A 22,089-nucleotide genomic window follows, 5' to 3' on the forward strand; every position below is an offset into this window, starting at 1 on the left:
GCATTGCCCGGTAGCTAAGTTCGGAATCGATAACCGCTGAAAGCATCTAAGCGGGAAGCGAGCCCTAAGATGAGTCTTCCCTGACCCCTTGAGGGTCCTAAAGGGTTGTTCGAGACTAGAACGTTGATAGGCAGGGTGTGTAAGCGTTGTGAGGCGTTGAGCTAACCTGTACTAATTGCCCGTGAGGCTTAACCATACAACACCCAAAGGGTTTTGTTGTGGACTCAACTAGAACATTGAATGTGTAAGAACGAAGAAACAGCTTTCCGAATTAACAAATTTTGCTTGGCGACCATAGCATTGTGGACCCACCTGACTCCATGCCGAACTCAGTAGTGAAACGCAATAGCGCCGATGGTAGTGTGGGGCTTCCTCATGTGAGAGTAGGACATCGCCAGGCTTTAAATACCTTGCTTGAGATATAAATCTTGAGCAATATTATGCTGATATAGCTCAGGTGGTAGAGCGCATCCTTGGTAAGGATGAGGTCCCCAGTTCGAGTCTGGGTATCAGCACCATCAAAGAATTTTGCTTGGCAACTATAGCGCTTTGGACCCACCTGATTCCATGCCGAACTCAGAAGTGAAACGAAGTAGCGCCGATGGTAGTGTGGGGCTTCCCCATGTGAGAGTAGGACATTGCCAGGTTCTTATTTAGACTCAAGAGTCTAACCAGTGTGGAGCGGTAGTTCAGTTGGTTAGAATACCGGCCTGTCACGCCGGGGGGCTCGGGTTCGAGTCCTGTCCGCTACGCCACTTATTCTAAACCCCAGCAGCCATGTTGGGGATTTCTGTTTTAAGAGCATCGATTCTATTGTTTATTAACTCGTTCTTACTAGGAAATACTTTTTTGAGAGTAGTATTGTTTGTCTTCCCAGCGGATCATGGTTAAGCTACCTCCCCATACACACCCTGTATCTAAGCCTATAACTCTTTTTCCTTTATAACCTTCAAGCGCAGCCCAATGGCCAAAAAGAATAGTTTTCTTGATTTTCTTTTGTCGTTTGAGTTCGAACCAAGGCTGCAAATTACTTCCAATCAAATCTTTAGGGGGGCGTTTACACTCCATATCTAAACTAGCATCTGGAAAGCAGTATCTCATTCGAGTGAAAGCGTTAATGATAAAGCGGTATCTCTCAATACCTTCCAGTGTGGAACACCATAGATTAGGCGTGTTGTTATACATATTTTCGATAAGCCAAGGCCATTTATCGCTTTTTAATATAGCCTCCACCTCTTTTGCGCATTTTTTCGCGGTTGATAAAGTCCATTGAGGCGTGATCCCTGCATGACAGACAATAAACTCCTCATGCTCGGCAAGAAGAGGTTGGTAGCGTAGCCAGTTTAGTAACTCATCACGATCATTGGAGTCTAGAATTGCTCCTGTGTTGTCTTTCTTCTTGGCTTGATGTATCCCGAGAGATACGGCAAGGAGGTGTAAATCATGATTACCTAAGACAACTCTAGCACTGCTCCCCAAACTTTTTATAAAGCGGAGTGTCTCTAAAGATTTAGGGCCCCTTGCAACTAAATCTCCTGCTACCCAAAGCACATCATTATTCGCGTTAAATTTGACTTTTTTGAGCAGTAATTGAAACTCATCAAAACAACCTTGAATGTCACCGATAATGTAGTTGGACACAACCAATCCTATGTTGTAATTAATTAAGAATGTTGGGTAATGCTAACCGAAATGGCTCGATTTCTGTGATGAATTCTTTACCTTTCTCATCCAGTAAAATGTATTGACCTTGCATAACGCCTACTGGCGTTTCAATGGCAGTACCACTACTGTATGTGTATTCATCATTACCGGAAATAAAAGGCTGTTGGCCGACTACGCCATCGCCTTCGATAGTCATTTGCTTTCCATTAGCATCAGTAATGAGCCAGCGACGACTAATGAGTTGGACGGTTTGGTTGCTTAAATTCTTTATAGTGATGACATAAGCGAAGACATAGTGTTTCTCATCTGGCTGAGACTGCTCTGATATGTATTTGGTGTGGACTTGGACTTTAATACAAGGGGTGACTTCCATTGGGACTCCTGCGTATTAGTCAAAAATTAGAGTTGCCTTACTACAACTCTAATTATACGAGTGTTATTTATGATTTGCGTCTAACCAATTCGCTAGATCAACAAATTGCTCTAGAGTTAAGTTTTCCGGACGCATACTTGGGTTGATGCCAAGCTCCTCTAATACATCTGAACTTACCAATGACTTATAGCAGTTTCTTACGGTCTTACGTCTTTGATTAAACCCTTCCCTACACACTCTATCTAACCAGTTAAGATTAGTTGCAGGGTATGGGATTGTCTCATACGGAACGAGGCGAACTACGGCTGAATCAACTTTAGGTGGTGGAACAAAAGCGGTTGGGGGAACTTCTAGTACAGGAACAACCCTACAATAGTATTGAGCCATTACCGTCAAGCGGCCATAGGCTTTTGTTCCTGGCCCAGCTGCTAACCTGTTCACGACTTCTTTCTGCAGCATAAAATGCATATCTTGAATATCTTTGTGATATTCAAATAGATGGAACATCAGGGGGGTGGAAATGTTATACGGCAGGTTACCAAAAATGCGTAGCCTGTTATTAGGTTTCACTAGTTGTGTGAAGTCGAAGCGCATTGCATCGCCTTCATGTATGGTCAGCTTATCGGCAAGATCTGGGTGTTGTCTCAATCGTTCAGCAAGATCTCGATCAAGCTCGATCACTGTAAACTTGTCGACTTCTCGACCAACAGGCTCGGTGATCGCCCCTAATCCTGGACCAATTTCAACTAAGTTTTGCCCTGGTTTAGGGTTGATTGCAGATACGATACCATCAATGATATATGGGTCGTTCAAAAAGTTTTGACCAAAGCGCTTTCTTGCTTTGTGTCCTAAATGGACATCGTTTCTCATATTTTTCTCAAGTTAACTTATTTTATTCTCGGCTAGCTCTATTGCTTGAGTCAGTGCCGTTGTAAAACTTCCTGTATCAGCTTTGCCTGTTCCAGCCAGTTCTATTGCTGTACCGTGATCAACGGATGTCCTAATAAAAGGTAAGCCTAAAGTGATATTCACTGACTTACCAAATCCTTTATATTTTAACACGGGGAGTACTTGATCGTGATACATTCCTAATATAGCATCCGCGTCATCCAGATATTTAGGACTAAATATGGTGTCTGCAGGAAGTGGGCCTGTTAGGTTAATACCTTCCTCTGCTCGGATGTCACCAAGTGTAGGGCTTATGGTATCTATTTCTTCAGTCCCCAAACAACCATCTTCACCTGCATGTGGATTGAGCCCACAGACATATATCTTGGGTGACATGATGGAAAACTTGTTGATCAAATCTTGGTGAAGGATGCGGATAACATTACGTAAGCGATCAGCGGTAATGGCTTGCGAAACTCCAGATAGTGGGATGTGAGTGGTTACTAGTGCCACTTTGAGCCCTTCAGTGGCGAGCATCATAACAACCAGAGGGGTGTTTGACATTTCTGCTAAATATTCTGTATGCCCACTAAAAGGGACCCCTGAATGGTTGATAATCCCCTTGTGTACCGGGCCAGTTATCAGAGCGTCAAACTCGCTATTTAAACAGCCGAGAGAAGCACGTTTTAAGGTTTCTAATACATAATGACTGTTGCTTGAATCCAGATTTCCGGGGGTAACTTGTGAGACTAACGGGATATGTTCAACGATCAAAGTTCCTGCTTTTTGAGGCAGTGGCGATGCTGACGAGTCATAGTCAATAAGTTCCACCTCTATATTTAGCCGTTTAGCACGCTGCATCAACATGTTTTTGTCTGCACATATGATCACTTGGTGTGGCCAGTCCTTTTGTGCGAGGGAAAGTGCGAGATCCGGTCCTATACCTGCCGGCTCGCCTGCGGTAACTATAACTCGTCTAGTTGTCATCTTGGCCATCCTTGACGATTTCTACGAAAGCGCTCGCTCGTATTTCCTGTAACCAAGTGCTTGCTTCTTCATTGAATTTGCGGTTAAAGATAATTCTATAAGCTTTGTTCTTTAAGGCAGAATCGGTACGGTCTACTTCTCTTCTGTCCAAAACTTCAAGAATATGCCAGCCGTGGACAGTCTTAAATGGTTCACTGATTTGTCCGATACGAAGTGAATCTACCTGATGTTTAAATTCAGGAACATAGATGTCAGAGGTTTGATAGTCCAATTCGCCTTTTTGGGCAGCAGATCCGGGATCCTGACTATATTGCTGAGCCATTTCGCCAAATGTTGCCTCGCCAGCTTCAATTTTACGAGTGATTTCGAGCAGCTCTCTTTTTACGCCGTCATCACTCAGGATGACGGTAGGTTTTATAAGGATATGCCGCGCTTTTACTTCAGTGACTGCGACGGTTTCTAGGCCTTTGACATCCTCAATCTTTAAGATATGAAAGCCTACGCCACTGCGAAATGGACCAATTATACTTCCTTTGCCTTGCAGTTTGATTTGATCGGCGAAGATGGTCGGCATTTCTTCTTTTCTCATCCAGCCCCAGTCACCGCCTTGTAGAGCTTTGGGACCTTTAGAGTATGTATATGCCATAGTTTGGAAATCTGCACCTGCATTTAGCTCATTTACAATCTTGTTCGCCTGCGCTTCGACTGTGACTTTGTCGTTATCCTCGTTAACTCTGAGTTGAATATGTCCGACTTTGTACTGTACTGTCGCGTTAGTTTCTTTAGCTAAAATGTCAGCAAGGTTATCTACTTCGGCTGGTAATATATTGATGCGACGACGAACTAATGCATTACGCGCTTCACTCGCAGCTATTTCCTTGCGTACTTGCTCTCTAAATTGAACGTAATTTAGGCCTTCTTTCGTCAAAGAAGAGTTCAGCTCTTCAAGCGTTTGTTTGTTATTCTTTGCAATATCTTCGATCGCTTTATTTAGACGATTGTCATCGATACGCACCCCAATCCTGTCTGCTTCCTGTTGTTGTATGGTATCGACAATTAACTTTTCTATTACTTGTCCGCGAAGTGTTGCATCATCAGGGAGAGTTTGTTGATTATCCTTAGCGTTTGCACGGATAGTTTTTAATGATGTTTCAATATCACTTTGCAGTACAACTCCAGTGTTGACAATGACAGCAACACCATCAAGCTCTGAAGGTGCTGCTTGTACAGCTGTCAGTTGGCTAGCAACAAAAAGCCCAAGGAGAAGTTTATTCCAAATTTTCATCTGATTACCTGTAAATAGTCCTGCCTGTGTGTTAAAACATCAGGTTTTAAAATTAGTTATTTAGGAAAAATGGGCGTCCATAGCCAAGTGAGTTATTGGCACTACTTTCGCTGACTTCGCCTGAGTTTGAGCCTATACTCGTTCCGAACCCTATAATGCCAAAGTTGAAGCTAAAGTTGTTTTCATAAGTTGGCGTAGAATTTGGGTAACTGGAAAAATTCGGGTTCCAGTCTTTAAGTTGGTTGCTGTAGCTAAAGCCAATGTACCAACAATCTGAACGATAGTTTATTCCAGCTAACCATTCTAGAGCATTACTGGTAGTGAGGTCGTAGAAGTACTGGCCGCTTGCGCTCCACTTTGGTGTTAGTTGATAGCTAGCGAGTAAACCAGCTTGAGATATACCATTTTCTGTTATCGAATCTAAATCATTAATACTGTCGAGTGTGTTTTCTATATATTCACGAGTTACGTATCGGTAGTTCCCTTGCACATAACCTTTGTCAAACCGATATTCGAGGGTGCTGTTAGCCAACTGTAGATCGCTGGTATCGACATCATACTGTATCCCACCATGATAGAATAAGTAGTCGTCATAGTTAAAATCCATCTCAACAGCCCAAGCTGAGAAGTTGGACATATTGTTTTCATTACTTAAAGCTGAGTTTTTGGTGTCTTTATCAATATAGAAAATTTGTCCAAACGAGATGTTAAGCCTTTCTTTGTAATGGTTATCAAAAAATCGAGTAGAAGCGCCATAGCTGAACTGATTTGCAGCGGCTATCCGGTCGACCCCGCTATACTTGCGGCTACGAAACAGACCGTAATAGTCGGTTTGAAGTAAGGTCGTGTCGTATAAGTAGATATCACTTTGATCTTTTTCTGGTACATATAAGTATTGGACTTGTGGTTCTAGAGTCTGTGTGTAGTTATCAAAAATAACGGTATCACGCTCAAGAGTAATACCAGCATGTGTTCTAAATTCAGGTATGACGCGTGATGTTGACTCTTTTAAATTATATCCCTCGCTCGATAACTCGGTTAGATCTAAACCGCTTAAGTCTTGTTGGTAATAAGTTCCAAGTAATCTAGCCTCTGTTGTCCAGCTGCCCCATGAGGACGCTACGGGAATTTTTATACCTGGTTCAATATGAACTCGAGTGGCGGATGGTCTTTCAGAGTTATCGGTATCAAATTTGGATATATGACTTTTAAGGTCTAAGTCAAGATAACGCATTACTTCTGGGGAGTAGTAATTAAAGCTAAGCTGAGGTAAGAGGCGATATGGGGTATTATCACTTTCTGTTAAAAGTTGAAAGTCTCGGCTTAAAATGGAAGCATCCCAACTTGCTGAACGGTAGGTAACAACGGCTTCTTGGATCAGCTGTCCGTCAGATTGATTGCCTAAACTTGAACCTGTATCTGAAAAATAACGGATATCACTGACTTTTGAATAGTCAACTCCTAGCTTCCAATTCTCGTTATAGATGCCTGAATGTTGCCATTGAATACCCCAGCGATCCCCTTGTTCTGGGTACTTCTTATCGTCAGGTAAATATTCAGATTTAATCGTACTATAGCCTAAATCTGACAGGTAGCGGAATTCACTGTTTAACTGAGTACCACGATTTTGCATCGACTTAAGAGTTGTTTGCAAGTCGTAGTCTGGCGCTAAGTTCCAATATATAGGGACTTCCACTTCGAAGCCATCGCTTGACCCATAGGAAACAGTAGGATAAAGAAAACCGGTCTTACGAGTGTCACCAATTGGAACCGTTAGAAATGGTAGGTAAAAGACAGGTACATTTTGAATTTCAAAGCGAGGATTATAGAAAGTGGCTTCTTCTTCGTTTTGGTCAATATCAATGCTCGATGCTCGCATGCGCCATGAACTGTCTCCCTCTGGGCATGAAGTAATAGTACCATCCTCTACTTCGTAGACTGCTTTTCCTGTTTTGGCCACATAGACAGCCTCACCACGTCCTGGCTCACACAAAAACTTATAGCTAGTGTTTTCCAGTGTGACTTCTTCGGAGCTAATATTGTATACCGCCTTATCTGAGATGGTTTTTATTTGCCCATCGCTAAATATAACGTTTCCTTCTGCAGCAACGATATTATCTCTTTGATGTACCGTGGCTTTATTCGCTTTCATACGTTTGTTACCTTGAGTCACAGTAACATTACCTGAGTATATTGCCTTATCGCCGTTTATTGCCTCTAGGTGATCAGAATCAGCACTGACAGGTTGTTGTTTATTTTCAGACTCTTCATTATTGACCACACATTGGTCGATAGGGTCTAATGTCTGACACTGACCAATGATAGGCATTGCTTGTGAAGATACTGCCGCGGATTCTTCAGCATTCGCTTGAGATATGAGAAAAGCGGCGCTAATTGAACTGGCTAACAAGGTACGAGGAAAACGTGACATCGAGTTTGACTATCCTGTTGAACTTGATATATCCGGTGAATAGATGACCGAATGTAAAATTAAACGGTCTCTATGATAAAGGAATTTAAAGCTTACAGCACTATCAGACTGCTTTATGAAGAAAAAATTCAGAGATTGAGAGTAAACAATGCATATTTTCGGCAAAATACTGGGTACTTTTTTTGGCTTTCTTATGGGAGGGCCATTTGGTGCTATTTTCGGCTTATTTCTAGGTCATCAGTTCGATAAGGCTCGTCGCTTAAAACTGGCAGGTTTTAGTTCGGATTTTGGTTCTGGCCCGAGTCAAAGCGAGAGGCAGGCTGAGTTCTTTAAATCTGCATTTGCGGTTATGGGGCATGTAGCAAAAGCTAAGGGCCAGGTCACACGGGAAGAAATCCAGTTAGCGACAACCATGATGGAGCGAATGAGTTTACACGGTGATCAGCGTAGGGCTGCGCAAGAGGCTTTCCGTGAAGGTAAAGAGCGTGATTTTCCCTTAGAAACAGTTTTAGAACGCGTACGTATTTCTGCTGGTGAAAGATTTGACTTGATGCAGTTTTTTCTAGAATTGCAGATTTCAGCAGCATTTGCTGATGGGGATATACATCCTAGCGAAAGGAGTGTGCTGCATAAAATCGCTCAAGGTCTTGGCTTTTCATCTCAGCAGCTTGAACAACGTTTAAAAATGCAGGAAGCCGCATTTCGCTTTCAACAAGGAGGAGGCTTTGATGGGTATTCTGCTGGTGGGCAGTCGCGAGGTTCTGGCAGCAGTTGGCAACAAAATTCATCGGCCAACCAGCTTAGTGATGCCTATAAACTCCTAGGTATAGATAGCAGTGCGGATGCTAAAACTGTCAAACGTGCTCATAGAAAACTAATGAATGAGCATCACCCAGATAAGCTTATGGCAAAAGGATTACCACCTGAGATGATGAATGTTGCTAAAGAAAAGGCTCAAGAGATTCAAAGTGCTTATGATTTAATTAAAAAAGCAAAAGGTTTTTAGGTGAACACCTTGATATCGAAAACAAAAAACCTGATGAAATTCATCAGGTTTTTTGTGTTTGGTGGCCCCTCGCAGATTTGAACTGCGGACCAATCGATTATGAGTCGACTGCTCTAACCACTGAGCTAAGGGGCCTTCGTAGGTCAACGATTATAGGGGATGATGATAGGGCTGTCTAGACACAAAACAGGGTAAATTAGCCTATATTTTATCCACTTAAACTGTTTGGTTATAAAAAAGGCGAGCCATTGCTCGCCTTTTGACCATGATGCTTAATTATTCATCTAAGAAGCTGCGCAGTGTTTCTGAGCGGCTAGGGTGACGAAGCTTACGTAATGCTTTTGCTTCTATCTGACGAATACGCTCTCGAGTGACATCAAACTGCTTACCAACCTCTTCAAGAGTGTGGTCAGTATTCATATCGATACCAAAACGCATACGAAGAACCTTAGCTTCGCGAGGTGTAAGACCTGCTAGAACATCTTTTGTCGCAACTTTTAAACTTGTAGAAGTTGCTGAGTCTAAAGGAAGCTCCAAGGTTGTATCTTCAATAAAGTCGCCAAGATGCGAATCTTCATCGTCGCCTATCGGCGTTTCCATTGAGATCGGCTCTTTAGCAATTTTTAGTACTTTGCGAATCTTATCTTCCGGCATTTGCATGCGCTCTGCCAATTCTTCTGGAAGTGGTTCACGGCCCATCTCCTGTAGCATTTGACGAGAGATACGATTCAGTTTGTTGATCGTTTCGATCATGTGTACTGGAATTCGTATTGTTCGAGCTTGATCGGCAATAGAGCGAGTGATTGCTTGTCGAATCCACCAAGTTGCGTAAGTCGAGAACTTATAGCCACGGCGATATTCAAATTTATCAACTGCTTTCATCAAGCCTATGTTACCTTCTTGAATCAAATCCAAGAACTGCAAACCACGATTAGTGTATTTCTTCGCGATAGAAATAACCAAACGCAAGTTAGCCTCGACCATTTCTTTCTTAGCTCGACGGGCTTTTGCCTCACCGATAGACATACGGCGGCTAATATCTTTGATATTTTGTACCGTTAGAGAAGTCTCTTCCTCAATCATTTTCAGTTTCATGATTGAGCGACGTATGTCTTCTTCGCTGCGTTGAATTTTTTCTGCATAAGGCTTATCAGAAGATAAAATTTCGTCTAGCCATGCTTCGCTTGATTCATTACCAGTAAAGAGCGTAATGAAGGATTTTTTCGGCATTTTACCGTATTCAACAGACGCCTTCATGATCAAGCGTTCTTGAGTACGGACGCGCTCCATTGAGGTGCGCAACTCGTCAACTAAGTAATCAAACTGCTTAGGAGTCAGACGGAATTCTTTGAACACATCCAGTACAAGCTCGTGAGCAATTTGAGCTTTTGGACTTTCATTGCCGTACTCATTGCACGCCAACTGAAAGTTTTGGAAGGTGTTACGCAGTGAGGTAAACTTCTCAAGGGCGAGTTCAGGGTCAATTCCTGTTTCTTCTTCCTCTTCGTCGCTATCTTCACTGTCTTCATCGACGTCTTCATCATCTTCGTCTTCTAAGTCAGACTCAGCCAGCTCTGAACCTATGTGGGTTGCAGTTGGCGCTGCTGTTTCATCAGCATCAGGGTCTACGAAGCCGGTAATGAGGTCAGTAAGGCGCAGTTCCTCAGCTTGAACTTTATCGAATTGCTCAAGAATATAAGGAATGGTTCCCGGGTACTCGGCTACAGCATTTTGAACTTGGTTAATACCATCTTCAATGCGTTTTGCAATATCGATTTCGCCTTCACGAGTCAGTAGTTCTACTGTTCCCATTTCGCGCATATACATACGCACTGGGTCCGTGGTACGGCCAATTTCATTTTCTACGCTAGATAATGCGGCAGCAGCTGCTTCAGCGGCATCTTCATCGGTAATTGTATCATCGTCATTCAGAGCAAGGTCATCGGCATCAGGCGCAGTTTCAACAACTCGGATGCCCATGTCGTTAATCATTTGAATGATATCTTCAACCTGCTCAGAATCTACGATTTCTGCTGGCAGGTGATCATTTACTTCTGCGTAGGTCAGATAGCCTTGTTCCTTGCCTTTAATGACAAGTTGTTTTAGCTGTGACTGCGGATTTTGATCCATAGACGGTATCCAACTTAGTATCTGGTGAAGGAATTAGTATGCGAGTGCAAACCACCCATAATAACACATTAATTTATTGCTGACTATTCAAACAGGGTTACACTTTTAAATCTAGCATTAAAGCTAGCAGCTCCCTTCTTTCTTCGGTTGATAAACCGACACTTCTTTCTTTGGCCTGCAAATCTTCAATTTGCTTTTCGACACACTGGGCCAATATTTTATCCAGCGAATCTAAAAAAATATCTTGTTCATTATCTTCATCGAGCGGGATTTCCCATCCAGCTAAACGAGACAGTAGAGCTTCATGACTCGTATTGCGCCAGTGTTCAATTAACTGACCTGTGCTTATATTGGGGTGCAGCTGGCAGTATTCAAGCACCTCAATGAATAATCTTAATCCAGGAACCGATAGTTCTCTAACTGGGGTCAAATCCGGCACCATTTGAGCATAGTTCGGATTTTGAATAAGTAACGCTATCACCTCACGCATTGGCGTTCTTTTGATGTCTTTATGAGGAGTAGGCTTTGTATCAGTTGTTGTAGTTATCAGTGAATTGAGAAACTTCTGAAGTTGGAAGTCACTCCAACCAGTACCCAGTGTTAACTCTTTCCATAAATATGCTTGCAGCGAGGGATCAGTCGTTTTGTTAAGTAGTGGGGCTGCGTTTGTCGCCACATAGGTCCCCCAGCGTTTAGGATCTGAATCCGGAGCATCTTTTTTAATTTCGGCGAGTAAGAAATCAATCAATGAATCTGCTTTATCTATTTCTCGCTCAATTGCCTCTTTGCCAAATTTTCGAACAAAGCTATCTGGATCTTCTCCATCTGGTAAAAACAAGACTTTAAGTACTTTGTTGGCATTGAGGAACTGCAGGGCATTTTCCATTGCTCTTCTTGCCGCTTCTCGGCCTGCTCGATCACCATCGTAGCAGCAAACGATAGTGTCTGTTTGTCTGAATAATTGGCGTATGTGATCGTCTGTTGTCGAGGTTCCGAGAGATGCTACCGCATAGTCGACACCATATTGAGCCAGAGCCACCACATCCATATAGCCTTCAACAACTAATATTTGTGGTGGTTCACGGTAAGCCTGCATGACTTCGTATAGACCGTATAACTCTTTGCCTTTATGGAAAACGGGTGTTTCTGGTGAGTTAAGATATTTTGGGGTGCCATCGCCTAGGATTCGGCCACCAAAGCCAATGACTCTTCCGCGCCTATCATGAATAGGGAACATGACTCGGCCACGAAAACGATCGTAACGGCTACCTTTATCATTTTCGATTAGCATTCCGCCGGAGACGAGCATAGCTTGGGTTTGTTCTGTGTGTCCAAAATTCTTACGGACTAAATCCCACTCATCAGCCACATAACCAATACCGAATTTTTTGACTATCTCTCCTGTGAGGCCCCGATCTTTTAGGTAGTCGATAGCGACTTTGCTTCCGGAGTGCTTTAACTGGTCTCGGTAAAACTGAGCAATGCCTGCCATCAAATCATAGAGGTTACGTTTTTGCTCATTATTGGCTTGAGGGGCATTTGAGGTGAACCTTCCACCTTGGCGTTGTTCTCTTGGTACATCTAACCCCAGATAAGAGGCAAGTTCATCAATCGCTTCTGGGAATTCTAATCTTTCGTACTCCATCATAAAGTCGATAGCGTTGCCATGGGCACCGCAGCCAAAGCAATGATAGAACTGCTTTTCTTGGCTTACACTAAATGACGGTGTTTTCTCATTGTGAAATGGACAGCATGCGCCGTAGTTTTTGCCTTTTTTCTTTAGCTTTACACGAGAGTCGATGATGTCGACAATATCCAGCCGAGCGAGTAAGTCATCGATAAAGCTTCTTGGTATCTGTCCTGCCATAAACCTCTAGAATACGAAAAAGAATAATAGGCTAGATACAAACAAGCCGCGCTTTCCCAAGGTTAGCACGGCCTGTTGTAATGTGTATTGAGTAATTATCCGAGCTTAGCGCGTACTAAGCCGCTGACTTTACCCATATCTGCTCGCCCCTGAATCTTTGGCTTAAGCACAGCCATTACTTTACCCATGTCTTGCATGCCCGCTGCTCCTGATTCAGTAATGGCATTGGTGATCAATGCGGTTACTTCAGTTTCACTTAGCGGTTGAGGCATAAACTCCTCAAGTACAGTAATTTCAGCTTGCTCGGTATCAGCAAGATCTTGTCGACCTGCAGATTCATATTGAGCGACAGAGTCGCGACGTTGTTTAACCATCTTAGTTAAGACAGCAAGAATATCGTTGTCAGTCAGAGTTATCTGTTCGTCAACTTCACGCTGTTTAATCGCAGACAGAGCTAAACGTATAGTGCCAAGGCGCAATTTGTCCTTGGCTTTCATCGCTATTTTTTGCTCATCTTTGAGAGTATCAATCAGAGCCATAACTAAATTCCTTTGTTGGACTTAGTTATTAGTACAGGCGAACGCGACGAGCGTTTTCGCGAGCTAGCTTCTTAGCGTGACGCTTTTGAGCCGCTGCTTTAGCGCGTTTGCGAACTGTAGTTGGCTTTTCGTAGTGCTCACGACGACGCACTTCAGAAAGGATACCTGCTTTTTCGCAAGAGCGTTTGAAACGACGTAGAGCAACGTCGAACGGTTCGTTTTCACGTACTTTAACTACTGGCATATGCCTTTCACCTCAGGGGTTATTCATTAATGCTGATTTTGAAGTACCAAAGCTTTACTGCCGGTTCTATTATCAGCTTGATCAAAAATGGTGCGGAATTTTAATCCGATCATATAGGCTTTGTAAAGCCCTTTGTCGTTTAATCAGTATACAAAATTTGTTTGCTAAGCCAAGCCAAGGTAAGATTGCGCCAATTTTGAATCGTAGAACAAGCTATCTAGGTTAAACCATGCGTATTATTGGTATTGAAACCTCATGTGATGAAACAGGCATCGCGATATATGATGATGAGAAAGGACTGCTTTCTCACAAATTATACAGTCAAGTTAAACTGCACGCCGATTATGGTGGTGTCGTTCCAGAGCTTGCTTCTCGTGATCATGTTAAAAAGACCATTCCGTTAATTAAATCGGCAATGACAGAAGCAGGTTTGACATCTAAGGATATCGATGGTGTCGCGTATACGGCTGGACCTGGTTTAGTTGGAGCTTTACTGGTAGGTGCGACCATAGGCCGCAGCCTTGCTTATGCTTGGGGGGTGCCTGCTGTACCGGTACACCATATGGAAGGGCACTTATTAGCGCCCATGTTAGAAGATAACCCGCCGCCTTTTCCATTTGTTGCTGTACTTGTATCTGGAGGGCACTCTATGATGGTTGAAGTCCGAGGAATTGGTGAGTATACGATTCTCGGTGAGTCGATTGATGATGCTGCTGGTGAAGCCTTTGATAAAACGGCTAAATTGATGGGGCTCGATTATCCGGGAGGCCCTCTTTTATCTAAGCTGGCAGAAAAAGGCACCTCTGGGCGCTTTAAGTTTCCTCGTCCAATGACAGATAGGCCAGGTTTAGATATGAGCTTCTCGGGGTTGAAAACATTTACAGCTAATACCATTGCTGCCAATGGTGATGATGAACAAACGCGTGCTGATATTGCGTTAGCATTTGAAGAGGCAGTCTGTGCAACTTTAGCGATAAAATGCAAGCGGGCTCTTGAACAAACTGGGTTAAAGCGGATCGTTATTGCTGGTGGTGTGAGTGCTAACCGTCGATTGCGTTCAGATTTAGAACAATTAGCCAGCAAGATTGGTGGAGAGGTATATTATCCACGAACCGAGTTTTGTACCGATAATGGTGCAATGATTGCCTATGCGGGTATGCAGCGGCTAAAAAATGGTGAAACGACTGATTTATCTGTGCAAGCGACCCCACGCTGGCCAATCGACCAATTGAAACCAATCTTGTAATCCAATTTTTTACAATAAAGCCACTTAACTCAAAGGGGTGGCTTTCCCCATCATTTCTAATACCTCAATAGCTTTGAGTGCCATAGGCACCATGAGTCACCTTGGTAGGTATTTTGATGAAAATGAGAATGAATATGCCCAAATTTACGTTAGACGAACAGAAAATGGTTTATACAGATATCGGCCAAGGTCCTGTGATTGTTTTTGGTCATGCATATCTGTGGAACAGGGAAATGTGGGCTCCGCAAGTCGAAGTGTTAAGCAAAAAGTATCGCTGTATTGTGCCAGACTTTTGGGCACATGGAGACTCTGGTTCTGCCCCTAAGTCAATGAATTCACTGGTCGACTACGCCAAACATATTGTTGCCTTAATGGACCATCTGAGTATTGAGCAGTTCTCTATTGTTGGTATGGAACTGGGGGGAATGTGGGGAACTGAAGTTGTAACTTTTGTTCCCCGCAGAGTGAAGTCGCTCGTTATGATGGATACCTTTGTTGGTTTGGAGCCAGAAGTGACCCATAAAAAGTATTTTTCTTTATTGGATACGGTGGAGTCTTCACAGATGTTCTCTGGCTCGATCATTGAATCCATCTTGGCGCTTTTTTTCGCTTCTGAGCATCAAGCAACTGAGTTAGTAGCACAATTTCGTACGAGGTTGGCAAGCTTAAAAGGTGAGCGAGCGATAGAAACGGCCCGAATAGGTCGCATGATCTTCGGGCGCCGAGATCAGGTTGAAGATATAGAGATGTTTGCATTACCGGTATTGATTGCTGTTGGGGAGAAAAATGTACCTCGGCCAGTCCTTGAGTCATACCTTATGCATGATTGTATTACTGGCTCTGAGTTTGTTCAGATACCAACTGCTGGGCATATTTCAAACCTAGAGCAACCTGAATTTGTATCAAAAATGCTGGAAGACTTCTTCACCAAGCTGTATCAATAAACGATTTAGAGCAAGTGTGAGAGATATGAGAGTTAAACAGAATTTTTTTCGTTGATTTTTGGTTCAGAGCCGTCGAGTAAGCGCTTAATGTTTTTGTGGTGACGAAAGATGATTAGGCATGCCAACATGGCGACAGGTAAGGTGTATTGGGGTTTTATCATCCAGGTATAAAGTGGGGCTAGTAAAACGGTGACAATTGCAGCTAGAGAGGAATAGCGAAATAGCACAATAACTAGCAACCAAGTAGCGATGAGCATGCATGATAAGCCTAAACCTATTGGAGCTATAGACCCTAGAGCGGTTGCAACCCCTTTACCGCCTTGAAAATGGAAAAAAATGGGGTACATATGACCTAGGCATGCAGCGATGGCTATGACACCAAGCAAAATGGGTTCAATATGAAAAAAGTAGCCTCCCCAAACGGGAATGGTTCCTTTTAGCATGTCACATAATAGTACTGCGAGTGCGGCTTTTTTGCCTCCTAGCCTAAGTACATTGGTCGCCCCAGGGTTATGAGAACCTACATCACGTGGATCGGGTAATTTGAGTAACCGACAAATAAGAATAGCGCTCGAGACCGAACCCAATAAATAAGCTGAGATGATCATGACAATAGCGATAGTGGTCATAGTGTCGTTACTCATTATAAAAAGGTGTTAGCTGAGCAAGTAATTGATATCATATAGCGCTTACAAGGCTCAAACTACCCAGATCTTGGTGTTTGGGACAAAAATAGTACGACTTTTTATCAGATTTGGGTATCCGACCTCTAATTAGGAATCAAAATGCATGGATAAAGTGTTTATCGAGCAGTTAGAAGTGATCACGACGATAGGCGTGTACGATTGGGAACAGAGCATTAAGCAAAAGCTGGTTCTGGACATTGAAATGGCCCACGATAATCGGGCTGCAGGTAAAAGTGATAATGTTGTTGATGCTCTTGATTACGCTAAAGTAAGCTCGGCGGTTCTTTCTCATATAGAATCTGGTCGTTTTTTATTGGTCGAGAGAGTGGCAGAAGAAGTCGCTGAATTAATTATGAGCCAGTTTGCTGTTCCTTGGGTGAGAATTCGATTAACAAAACCTGGAGCTGTTGTTCAGGCATCCGGTGTGGGGGTCATCATTGAGCGAGGCAACCCATGACAAAAGTATACATTGGTGTTGGCTCCAATATAGAGCCGCGCAAACATATCGAGGTTGCGATTGGTGCATTACATGAGATTGGTCAGAACATTCGCTTGTCGACTATCTATGAATGCCCAGCTGTAGGCTTTGATGGTGACGCTTTTTACAATTTGGTTGTTGAAATGGAAACCTCGCAAACTTTAGAAGAATTTGTGCAGCAGCTGCGTGATATAGAGCTAGAGTGGGGGCGTGAGCGTGACTCTGAAAAACTTCAGTCTCGCACGGTTGATTTGGATATTATCTTGTTCGGCCAACAGGTATCTAAACACTCACCAGAGCTACCTCGCAGTGATATCTACAAGTACGGTTTTGTCATTGAACCGCTGCGTGAATTATGTGCTGAACTTCGCGTGCCCAATGATGGCCGAACTATCGATCAAATTTGGTCAGAACTTTCTTACCCAGAACACCTAAGTGAAATAGAACTTTGGTTTAATCACCCTTCTAACTGAGAATCTAATGAGTTATTTTGAAGCTTTTATTCTAGCCTTGATACAGGGCTTTACTGAATTTTTACCCATTTCTAGTTCTGCACATTTAATTTTGCCCTCCGCAGTACTTGGATGGGAAGATCAAGGGCTAGCCTTTGATGTAGCTGTTCATGTGGGTACCTTGGCCGCAGTGGTTATATATTTTCGTCATGAAGTTGTAGCCTTATTCAGTGCCTTTTTAGCTTCAATCTTTAAAGGCGATCGCAGTAAAGAAGCTAAGCTGGCTTGGATGATTGTTATTGCAACCATTCCAGCTTGTGTCTTTGGCTTATTAATGAAGGATATTATAGAGCTGTATTTGCGCAGTGCTTGGGTTATTGCTATTACAACCATAATTTTTGGTTTGTTGCTTTGGTACGTTGACAGAAATGCGAGCCTTGCTAAAGACGAATATCAGGTAGACCGAAACAAAGCAATATTGATAGGTATTGCGCAAGCAGTAGCTATGATACCTGGAACCTCTCGCTCTGGTATTACGATTACAGCCGCGTTGTATTTGGGCTTTACTCGTGAAGCAGCGGCTAGGTTTTCATTCTTAATGTCAATTCCTATTATTTTGCTAGCTGGTGGTTATTTAGGTTTGAAACTTATCAGTAGTGGCGTGGCCGTAGACACAAACATGCTCCTCACTGGTATTGTTACATCCTTTGTGAGTGCTTATTTATGTATTCACCTGTTTCTTAAACTTATATCGCGTATGGGAATGACCCCATTTGTAATTTATCGATTGGTATTAGGTTTAGGATTACTCTTGTTTTTGTTACAGCGCTGACCTTATTGAGCTCTCTATACCATTATATCGCCATACAAGTGGTATTATGGTATACATGAGCTTCAAATTACTGTCATTGTTATAACTAGTTATGCGAATTTTTGCCCTTGTTTTATTACTATTATTAGTCTGGCTGCAGTACACGCTGTGGCTGGGGAAAAATGGCATTTCTGAGTTTAAGTCTGTCCAGGCAGAGATTGAAGTACAGCATCAGGTTAACGGTAACCTGCAAAATAGAAATAGCGAAATGTTTGCTGAGATTGATGATTTACGTCAAGGGCTAGATGCGATAGAAGAGCGAGCTCGCCATGAGCTGGGAATGGTTAAAGATGGTGAAACCTTTTATCGAATTGTTGAAGAGAATAACTGAGTATGACACAAGCTTCTTCCATTATTGCGATTGTTCCAGCCGCTGGTGTAGGGCGCCGTATGGGGGCAGAACGCCCCAAGCAATACCTTCAAATAAACGAAGCAACGGTACTCGAACATACAGTATATAAATTGTTAAGCCATCCAAATATCGCCAAAGTTGTTATTGTGGTAGGGAAAAACGATCCTTATTTTTCACGTTTATCTTTAGCCCAAGATGATAGAGTTGCCGCCGTTATTGGTGGTGATGAACGAGCGGACTCTGTTCTAGCTGGTGTCAATTTTGTACGCAATAATGAGGAATCAGACTGGGTTATGGTTCATGATGCGGCTCGGCCTTGTATTAACAATCAGGACATAGACAACTTGATTAAGGCGTCATTAAATCATCCAGTTGGGGGCATACTTGCCGCTCCTGTTAGAGATACGATGAAAAGAGCCAATCGTTCCGGTGATATTGAAAGTACGGTTGATAGAGAAAACCTATGGCACGCATTAACCCCGCAAATGTTTCGTACCGTTCAACTAGCGACAGCTTTGGAGTGGGGTTTATCTACAGGTGTTCATATCACGGATGAAGCGTCTGCCATGGAATGGTCAGGATTGTCACCCGCGCTTGTTCCGGGTTCGGCAGAAAATATAAAAATCACTCAACCTGAAGATTTGGCTCTGGCTGAGTTCTACCTTACCAAGAATAAAGGATAACTTATGATTCGAATTGGCCATGGTTTTGATGTACACAAATTTGGTGGTGATGGCCCAGTTATTATTGGTGGTGTTGCTGTTCCATATGAGTATGGTTTGTTAGCTCACTCGGATGGTGATGTTGCTTTGCACGCTCTAAGTGATGCGTTACTAGGCGCTATAGCGGCAGGCGATATTGGCCGACACTTCCCTGACACAGACGACAAATGGAAAGGCGCGGATAGTCGAGGGCTACTTCGTGATGTTTATAAGAAAGTTAAGCAAATGGGATACGTACTTGGTAATGCGGATGTCACCATTATTGCGCAGGCTCCTAAAATGGCGCCTCATATTGAGGCTATGTGTCAAGTTATCTCAGACGATCTTGAAACCGACATTGGCAATGTGAACGTGAAAGCGACAACAACTGAACGTCTTGGATTTACTGGACGTAAAGAAGGTATTGCAACTGAAGCGGTTGTCGTACTTGTGAAGAAATAACAAATGATTCTGCCCTGAGGAAAGCTCACGGGTTTATGCAGTGGTAATGGTATGACCGATATTTTGTCTTCTTTGGCCTATTTAAATGGCCTCCCCAATTCAACCGGAAAATTAAAAGTTGAGCCAGAACATTTCCAGGTAAGTGAAGATCTAGGCTTTGGTTTCTCCGGTGAAGGTGAACACCTTATGGTGCGAATTCGAAAAACAGGGGAAAATACAAGCTTTGTCGCGAATGAATTAGCCAAAGCTTGTGGAGTTAAGTCAAAAGATGTCAGCTGGGCTGGATTAAAAGATCGCCATGCCGTTACGGAGCAATGGCTTAGTGTGCATTTGCCCAAGGGCGGAGAGCCAAGCTTGAGCTCTTTTCTGACCCAGTATCCTAGTATAGAAGTGATTGAAACTAGGCGTCACAATAAGAAGCTTAGACCTGGTGATTTAGTCGGAAACCATTTTAGCATCACACTGACTGAAGTCAGTGATGTTGAAGATGTTACCCAGCGCTTGCAAGCGATTAGTCTGCATGGTGTGCCTAATTATTTCGGTAGTCAGCGTTTTGGTAATCAGGGTAATAACCTTGGAGAGGCTAGACGTTGGGGAAGGGAAAATGTCCGTACTCGTAATCAGAATAAACGCAGCCTTTATCTTTCCGCTGCTCGTTCATGGATTTTTAATACAATTGTATCAAAACGCATTGAAAAGAGCTTGTTCGATCAAGCGGTTGAGGGGGACTGCCTTTTGACAGATGAAGGCATCGTTTTAGCTGAAACACAAAAACTGGTCGCCTTAAATGAAAGCATCCGCGAAGGGAGTGTGTCTATTACTGCAGCTCTGGCCGGTGACAATGAGTTACCTACGGTTTCCGATGGCCTCTTAATCGAGCAGCCTCAGCTGGATGTTGAACCTGATTTGATGGCGTTAATTCGAGGCAACCGAATGCGGCATGAGAGACGAAGCATAGTCCTTAAGCCGCAAGACTTAACATGGAGCGTTGATAGGGACTCGGTTAAGTTAGACTTTTCTTTAGATGCAGGTTGCTTTGCGACGGCGCTTATTCGAGAACTTATTCAAGAAATAAAAGTGGAGCGCAATTACCAATGACTGATAAAGTTTTGAAAATATTGCTCAGTAACGATGATGGAGTGCATGCTGAAGGCATACACGCCATGGCGGACGCGCTGAGTAATTTGGCGCACGTGACTATCGTTGCTCCCGATAGAAATCGCTCTGGAGCGTCAAACTCACTAACCTTGGAGCAGCCCTTAAGAGTAACTGCTTTATCTGAGCGCGTATACTCAGTCCAAGGAACACCGACTGACTGTGTCCATTTTGCGCTAAATGAATTAATGAAAGATGAACTTCCAGATTTGGTCTTATCTGGTATCAATCATGGTGCCAATTTAGGTGACGATGTGCTGTATTCAGGCACGGTAGCGGCGGCGATGGAAGGTCACTTTCTAGGTGTTCAGTCGATAGCATTTTCTTTAGCGGGAAAGGTGAATTTTCAAACAGCCGCTATTGTGGCAAAACAAATGGTGCAACAACACCTGAAATCTCCTATCCCAACCAACAAGCTGCTTAATGTGAATATTCCGGATTTATCCTTGGATGAGATAAAAGGAACTTGTACAACTCGTCTGGGTGCTCGTCATCATGCAGAACCCATGCTAAAGCAGCAAGACCCGAGAGGGTGTGATATATATTGGTTAGGGCCTCCCGGTAAAGAGCAAGATGCGGGAGAGGGGACGGATTTTTATGCCATTGAGCAGGGGTTTGTTTCCGTCACTCCAATTCAGGTTGATCTCACTGCACATGAGTCACTGCCTACGATGAACCGCTGGTTACAGGACACGTACCAATGACAAATCCCAAGGCTGATAAGTTAGTTGATTTTCTGATTGAGAGTGGCATCCAAGATAGATTTGTGATCAATGCAATACATTCTATTCCTCGTGAGCAATTTGTATCTCAAGCAATGCATCATCAAGCCTATGACAATAATGCCTTGCCGATTGGTCAGGGGCAAAGTATCTCTCAGCCCTATATGGTCGCAAGGATGACTGAGCTATTGGAACTGACACCGGAGAGTAAAGTTTTAGAAGTCGGTACAGGGTCAGGCTATCAGACGGCTGTCTTGGCTCGATTAGTCGAGCATGTTTATTCTATAGAAAGAATAAAACTGTTGCAGTGGGAAGCGAAGCGTCGGCTCAAGTACCTAGATATATATAATGTTTCCACCAAGCATGGTGATGGTTGGCAAGGATGGTCAACAAAAGGCCCTTTTAACGCTATTATTGTTACCGCCGCAGCCGCATCAATTCCGCCAACCTTACTTGAACAGTTGGACGACGGCGGTGTTTTGGTTATTCCTGTGGGTGAGGAGGAGCAAAGTTTGCTTAAAATTACACGCTATGGAGATGATTTCCCTTCTGAAATTATAGAAGATGTGCGCTTTGTTCCCCTTATAGCAGGTGAACTTGCTTAA

The 22,089-nt window shown here is 43.2% G+C and carries 23 protein-coding genes, 3 tRNA genes and 3 rRNA genes; 17 read left to right on the forward strand and 12 right to left on the reverse strand.

The features are described 5' to 3' along the window. The 5 genes from DPF90_RS03720 to DPF90_RS03740 all read left to right on the forward strand — a co-directional run. Positions 1-196 (forward strand): 23S ribosomal RNA (locus DPF90_RS03720); the annotation flags it as partial. An 88-nt stretch (positions 197-284) separates the two neighbouring features. Beyond that, positions 285-400, forward strand: a 5S ribosomal RNA gene (gene rrf, locus DPF90_RS03725). 42 nt (positions 401-442) lie between these two features. Further along, a tRNA-Thr gene (locus DPF90_RS03730) sits at positions 443-518 on the forward strand. Between the two features lie 13 nt (positions 519-531). Then, positions 532-647 (forward strand): 5S ribosomal RNA (rrf, locus tag DPF90_RS03735). A 31-nt stretch (positions 648-678) separates the two neighbouring features. Next, positions 679-755: transfer RNA gene (locus DPF90_RS03740), tRNA-Asp, on the forward strand. A gap of 79 nt (positions 756-834) precedes the next feature. Here DPF90_RS03740 and apaH read toward each other — a convergent pair. From apaH to lptD, 6 genes are all read right to left on the reverse strand, one after another. Further along, positions 835-1,641: a bis(5'-nucleosyl)-tetraphosphatase (symmetrical) ApaH gene (gene apaH / locus DPF90_RS03745; RefSeq protein WP_114784842.1), complete on the reverse strand. Its 807-nt coding sequence runs from the start codon at positions 1,639-1,641 to the stop codon at positions 835-837. A 19-nt stretch (positions 1,642-1,660) separates the two neighbouring features. After that, positions 1,661-2,038 (reverse strand): Co2+/Mg2+ efflux protein ApaG, encoded by a 378-nt coding sequence (apaG, locus tag DPF90_RS03750; protein WP_114784844.1) that lies wholly within the window; start codon positions 2,036-2,038, stop codon positions 1,661-1,663. A 63-nt stretch (positions 2,039-2,101) separates the two neighbouring features. After that, on the reverse strand, positions 2,102-2,908 hold the full coding sequence (rsmA, locus tag DPF90_RS03755) for a 16S rRNA (adenine(1518)-N(6)/adenine(1519)-N(6))-dimethyltransferase RsmA (protein WP_114784846.1): 807 nt from the start codon (positions 2,906-2,908) through the stop codon (positions 2,102-2,104). Positions 2,909-2,920: 12 nt separating this feature from the next. Continuing rightward, entirely contained in the window at positions 2,921-3,913 is a 993-nt protein-coding gene (gene pdxA / locus DPF90_RS03760) for a 4-hydroxythreonine-4-phosphate dehydrogenase PdxA (RefSeq protein ID WP_114784848.1), read from the reverse strand. Next, positions 3,903-5,198 (reverse strand): peptidylprolyl isomerase SurA, encoded by a 1,296-nt coding sequence (gene surA / locus DPF90_RS03765; RefSeq protein ID WP_114784850.1) that lies wholly within the window; start codon positions 5,196-5,198, stop codon positions 3,903-3,905. The genes pdxA and surA overlap by 11 nt, the downstream gene beginning before the upstream one ends. A 52-nt stretch (positions 5,199-5,250) precedes the next feature. Further along, on the reverse strand, positions 5,251-7,629 hold the full coding sequence (gene lptD / locus DPF90_RS03770; protein ID WP_114784852.1) for an LPS assembly protein LptD: 2,379 nt from the start codon (positions 7,627-7,629) through the stop codon (positions 5,251-5,253). A 148-nt stretch (positions 7,630-7,777) separates the two neighbouring features. On the opposite strand from lptD, the gene djlA reads away from it, so the two are divergent. Beyond that, on the forward strand, positions 7,778-8,635 hold the full coding sequence (djlA, locus tag DPF90_RS03775) for a co-chaperone DjlA (RefSeq protein ID WP_114784854.1): 858 nt from the start codon (positions 7,778-7,780) through the stop codon (positions 8,633-8,635). Positions 8,636-8,694: 59 nt separating this feature from the next. Here djlA and DPF90_RS03780 read toward each other — a convergent pair. The 5 genes from DPF90_RS03780 to rpsU form a co-directional block, all read right to left on the reverse strand. Beyond that, positions 8,695-8,770, reverse strand: a tRNA-Ile gene (locus DPF90_RS03780). 141 nt (positions 8,771-8,911) lie between these two features. Beyond that, the gene (gene rpoD / locus DPF90_RS03785; protein WP_114784856.1) at positions 8,912-10,765 is read right to left on the reverse strand and encodes an RNA polymerase sigma factor RpoD; all 1,854 of its coding nucleotides are present in this window, start codon (positions 10,763-10,765) and stop codon (positions 8,912-8,914) included. Between the two features lie 97 nt (positions 10,766-10,862). Continuing rightward, complete coding sequence (gene dnaG, locus DPF90_RS03790; protein WP_114784858.1) at positions 10,863-12,632, reverse strand: DNA primase; 1,770 nt, start codon at positions 12,630-12,632, stop codon at positions 10,863-10,865. Positions 12,633-12,727: 95 nt separating this feature from the next. Continuing rightward, positions 12,728-13,171 carry a GatB/YqeY domain-containing protein gene (locus tag DPF90_RS03795; protein ID WP_114784860.1) on the reverse strand — a complete coding sequence of 148 codons (444 nt, stop codon included), beginning with the start codon at positions 13,169-13,171 and terminating at the stop codon, positions 12,728-12,730. Positions 13,172-13,199: 28 nt separating this feature from the next. Continuing rightward, positions 13,200-13,415, reverse strand: a complete 216-nt coding sequence (rpsU, locus tag DPF90_RS03800; protein WP_001145625.1) for a 30S ribosomal protein S21 — start codon at positions 13,413-13,415, stop codon at positions 13,200-13,202. A 229-nt stretch (positions 13,416-13,644) separates the two neighbouring features. On the opposite strand from rpsU, the gene tsaD reads away from it, so the two are divergent. Together tsaD and DPF90_RS03815 are read left to right on the forward strand one after the other, a co-directional pair. Next, entirely contained in the window at positions 13,645-14,661 is a 1,017-nt protein-coding gene (gene tsaD, locus DPF90_RS03810) for a tRNA (adenosine(37)-N6)-threonylcarbamoyltransferase complex transferase subunit TsaD (RefSeq protein ID WP_114784862.1), read from the forward strand. A 134-nt stretch (positions 14,662-14,795) separates the two neighbouring features. Then, complete coding sequence (locus tag DPF90_RS03815) at positions 14,796-15,605, forward strand: alpha/beta fold hydrolase (protein ID WP_114784864.1); 810 nt, start codon at positions 14,796-14,798, stop codon at positions 15,603-15,605. 32 nt (positions 15,606-15,637) lie between these two features. Here the strand turns inward: DPF90_RS03815 and plsY are convergent, their stop codons facing one another. After that, positions 15,638-16,234, reverse strand: coding sequence for a glycerol-3-phosphate 1-O-acyltransferase PlsY (gene plsY, locus DPF90_RS03820; protein WP_114784866.1), 597 nt, complete (start codon positions 16,232-16,234; stop codon positions 15,638-15,640). Positions 16,235-16,394: 160 nt separating this feature from the next. Here plsY and folB point away from each other — a divergent pair, with 160 nt between their 5' ends. The 9 genes from folB (at position 16,395) to DPF90_RS03865 (ending at position 22,089) form a co-directional block, all read left to right on the forward strand. Then, complete coding sequence (gene folB, locus DPF90_RS03825; RefSeq protein ID WP_114784868.1) at positions 16,395-16,748, forward strand: bifunctional dihydroneopterin aldolase/7,8-dihydroneopterin epimerase; 354 nt, start codon at positions 16,395-16,397, stop codon at positions 16,746-16,748. Further along, entirely contained in the window at positions 16,745-17,242 is a 498-nt protein-coding gene (folK, locus tag DPF90_RS03830) for a 2-amino-4-hydroxy-6-hydroxymethyldihydropteridine diphosphokinase (protein ID WP_114784870.1), read from the forward strand. Before folB ends, folK begins: the two co-directional genes overlap by 4 nt. A gap of 7 nt (positions 17,243-17,249) precedes the next feature. Then, the gene (locus DPF90_RS03835; protein ID WP_114784872.1) at positions 17,250-18,053 is read left to right on the forward strand and encodes an undecaprenyl-diphosphate phosphatase; all 804 of its coding nucleotides are present in this window, start codon (positions 17,250-17,252) and stop codon (positions 18,051-18,053) included. Between the two features lie 91 nt (positions 18,054-18,144). After that, positions 18,145-18,423 (forward strand): cell division protein FtsB, encoded by a 279-nt coding sequence (ftsB, locus tag DPF90_RS03840; protein ID WP_114784874.1) that lies wholly within the window; start codon positions 18,145-18,147, stop codon positions 18,421-18,423. A 2-nt stretch (positions 18,424-18,425) separates the two neighbouring features. Then, positions 18,426-19,127, forward strand: coding sequence for a 2-C-methyl-D-erythritol 4-phosphate cytidylyltransferase (ispD, locus tag DPF90_RS03845; RefSeq protein ID WP_114784876.1), 702 nt, complete (start codon positions 18,426-18,428; stop codon positions 19,125-19,127). 3 nt (positions 19,128-19,130) lie between these two features. Beyond that, the gene (gene ispF, locus DPF90_RS03850) at positions 19,131-19,607 is read left to right on the forward strand and encodes a 2-C-methyl-D-erythritol 2,4-cyclodiphosphate synthase (protein WP_114784878.1); all 477 of its coding nucleotides are present in this window, start codon (positions 19,131-19,133) and stop codon (positions 19,605-19,607) included. A gap of 51 nt (positions 19,608-19,658) precedes the next feature. Next, positions 19,659-20,705, forward strand: coding sequence for a tRNA pseudouridine(13) synthase TruD (gene truD, locus DPF90_RS03855; protein WP_114784880.1), 1,047 nt, complete (start codon positions 19,659-19,661; stop codon positions 20,703-20,705). Beyond that, on the forward strand, positions 20,702-21,466 hold the full coding sequence (gene surE, locus DPF90_RS03860; RefSeq protein ID WP_205395160.1) for a 5'/3'-nucleotidase SurE: 765 nt from the start codon (positions 20,702-20,704) through the stop codon (positions 21,464-21,466). Before truD ends, surE begins: the two co-directional genes overlap by 4 nt. Further along, positions 21,463-22,089, forward strand: coding sequence for a protein-L-isoaspartate(D-aspartate) O-methyltransferase (locus tag DPF90_RS03865; protein ID WP_114784882.1), 627 nt, complete (start codon positions 21,463-21,465; stop codon positions 22,087-22,089). Before surE ends, DPF90_RS03865 begins: the two co-directional genes overlap by 4 nt.

Source organism: Vibrio tetraodonis (genome assembly GCF_003350295.1).
In the GTDB taxonomy this organism is placed as follows: domain Bacteria; phylum Pseudomonadota; class Gammaproteobacteria; order Enterobacterales; family Vibrionaceae; genus Vibrio; species Vibrio tetraodonis.

Excerpts from the sequence above, each read along its gene's own strand:
- apaG (WP_114784844.1), bottom strand. The coding sequence starts at position 2,038 with ATGGAAGTCACCCCTTGTATTAAAGTCCAAGTCCACACCAAATACATA.
- rsmA (WP_114784846.1), bottom strand. The coding sequence starts at position 2,908 with ATGAGAAACGATGTCCATTTAGGACACAAAGCAAGAAAGCGCTTTGGT.
- pdxA (WP_114784848.1), bottom strand. The coding sequence starts at position 3,913 with ATGACAACTAGACGAGTTATAGTTACCGCAGGCGAGCCGGCAGGTATA.
- surA (WP_114784850.1), bottom strand. The coding sequence starts at position 5,198 with ATGAAAATTTGGAATAAACTTCTCCTTGGGCTTTTTGTTGCTAGCCAA.
- lptD (WP_114784852.1), bottom strand. The coding sequence starts at position 7,629 with ATGTCACGTTTTCCTCGTACCTTGTTAGCCAGTTCAATTAGCGCCGCT.
- djlA (WP_114784854.1), top strand. The coding sequence starts at position 7,778 with ATGCATATTTTCGGCAAAATACTGGGTACTTTTTTTGGCTTTCTTATG.
- rpoD (WP_114784856.1), bottom strand. The coding sequence starts at position 10,765 with ATGGATCAAAATCCGCAGTCACAGCTAAAACAACTTGTCATTAAAGGC.
- dnaG (WP_114784858.1), bottom strand. The coding sequence starts at position 12,632 with ATGGCAGGACAGATACCAAGAAGCTTTATCGATGACTTACTCGCTCGG.
- DPF90_RS03795 (WP_114784860.1), bottom strand. The coding sequence starts at position 13,171 with ATGGCTCTGATTGATACTCTCAAAGATGAGCAAAAAATAGCGATGAAA.
- rpsU (WP_001145625.1), bottom strand. The coding sequence starts at position 13,415 with ATGCCAGTAGTTAAAGTACGTGAAAACGAACCGTTCGACGTTGCTCTA.
- tsaD (WP_114784862.1), top strand. The coding sequence starts at position 13,645 with ATGCGTATTATTGGTATTGAAACCTCATGTGATGAAACAGGCATCGCG.
- DPF90_RS03815 (WP_114784864.1), top strand. The coding sequence starts at position 14,796 with ATGCCCAAATTTACGTTAGACGAACAGAAAATGGTTTATACAGATATC.
- plsY (WP_114784866.1), bottom strand. The coding sequence starts at position 16,234 with ATGACCACTATCGCTATTGTCATGATCATCTCAGCTTATTTATTGGGT.
- folB (WP_114784868.1), top strand. The coding sequence starts at position 16,395 with ATGGATAAAGTGTTTATCGAGCAGTTAGAAGTGATCACGACGATAGGC.
- folK (WP_114784870.1), top strand. The coding sequence starts at position 16,745 with ATGACAAAAGTATACATTGGTGTTGGCTCCAATATAGAGCCGCGCAAA.
- DPF90_RS03835 (WP_114784872.1), top strand. The coding sequence starts at position 17,250 with ATGAGTTATTTTGAAGCTTTTATTCTAGCCTTGATACAGGGCTTTACT.
- ftsB (WP_114784874.1), top strand. The coding sequence starts at position 18,145 with ATGCGAATTTTTGCCCTTGTTTTATTACTATTATTAGTCTGGCTGCAG.
- ispD (WP_114784876.1), top strand. The coding sequence starts at position 18,426 with ATGACACAAGCTTCTTCCATTATTGCGATTGTTCCAGCCGCTGGTGTA.
- ispF (WP_114784878.1), top strand. The coding sequence starts at position 19,131 with ATGATTCGAATTGGCCATGGTTTTGATGTACACAAATTTGGTGGTGAT.
- truD (WP_114784880.1), top strand. The coding sequence starts at position 19,659 with ATGACCGATATTTTGTCTTCTTTGGCCTATTTAAATGGCCTCCCCAAT.
- surE (WP_205395160.1), top strand. The coding sequence starts at position 20,702 with ATGACTGATAAAGTTTTGAAAATATTGCTCAGTAACGATGATGGAGTG.
- DPF90_RS03865 (WP_114784882.1), top strand. The coding sequence starts at position 21,463 with ATGACAAATCCCAAGGCTGATAAGTTAGTTGATTTTCTGATTGAGAGT.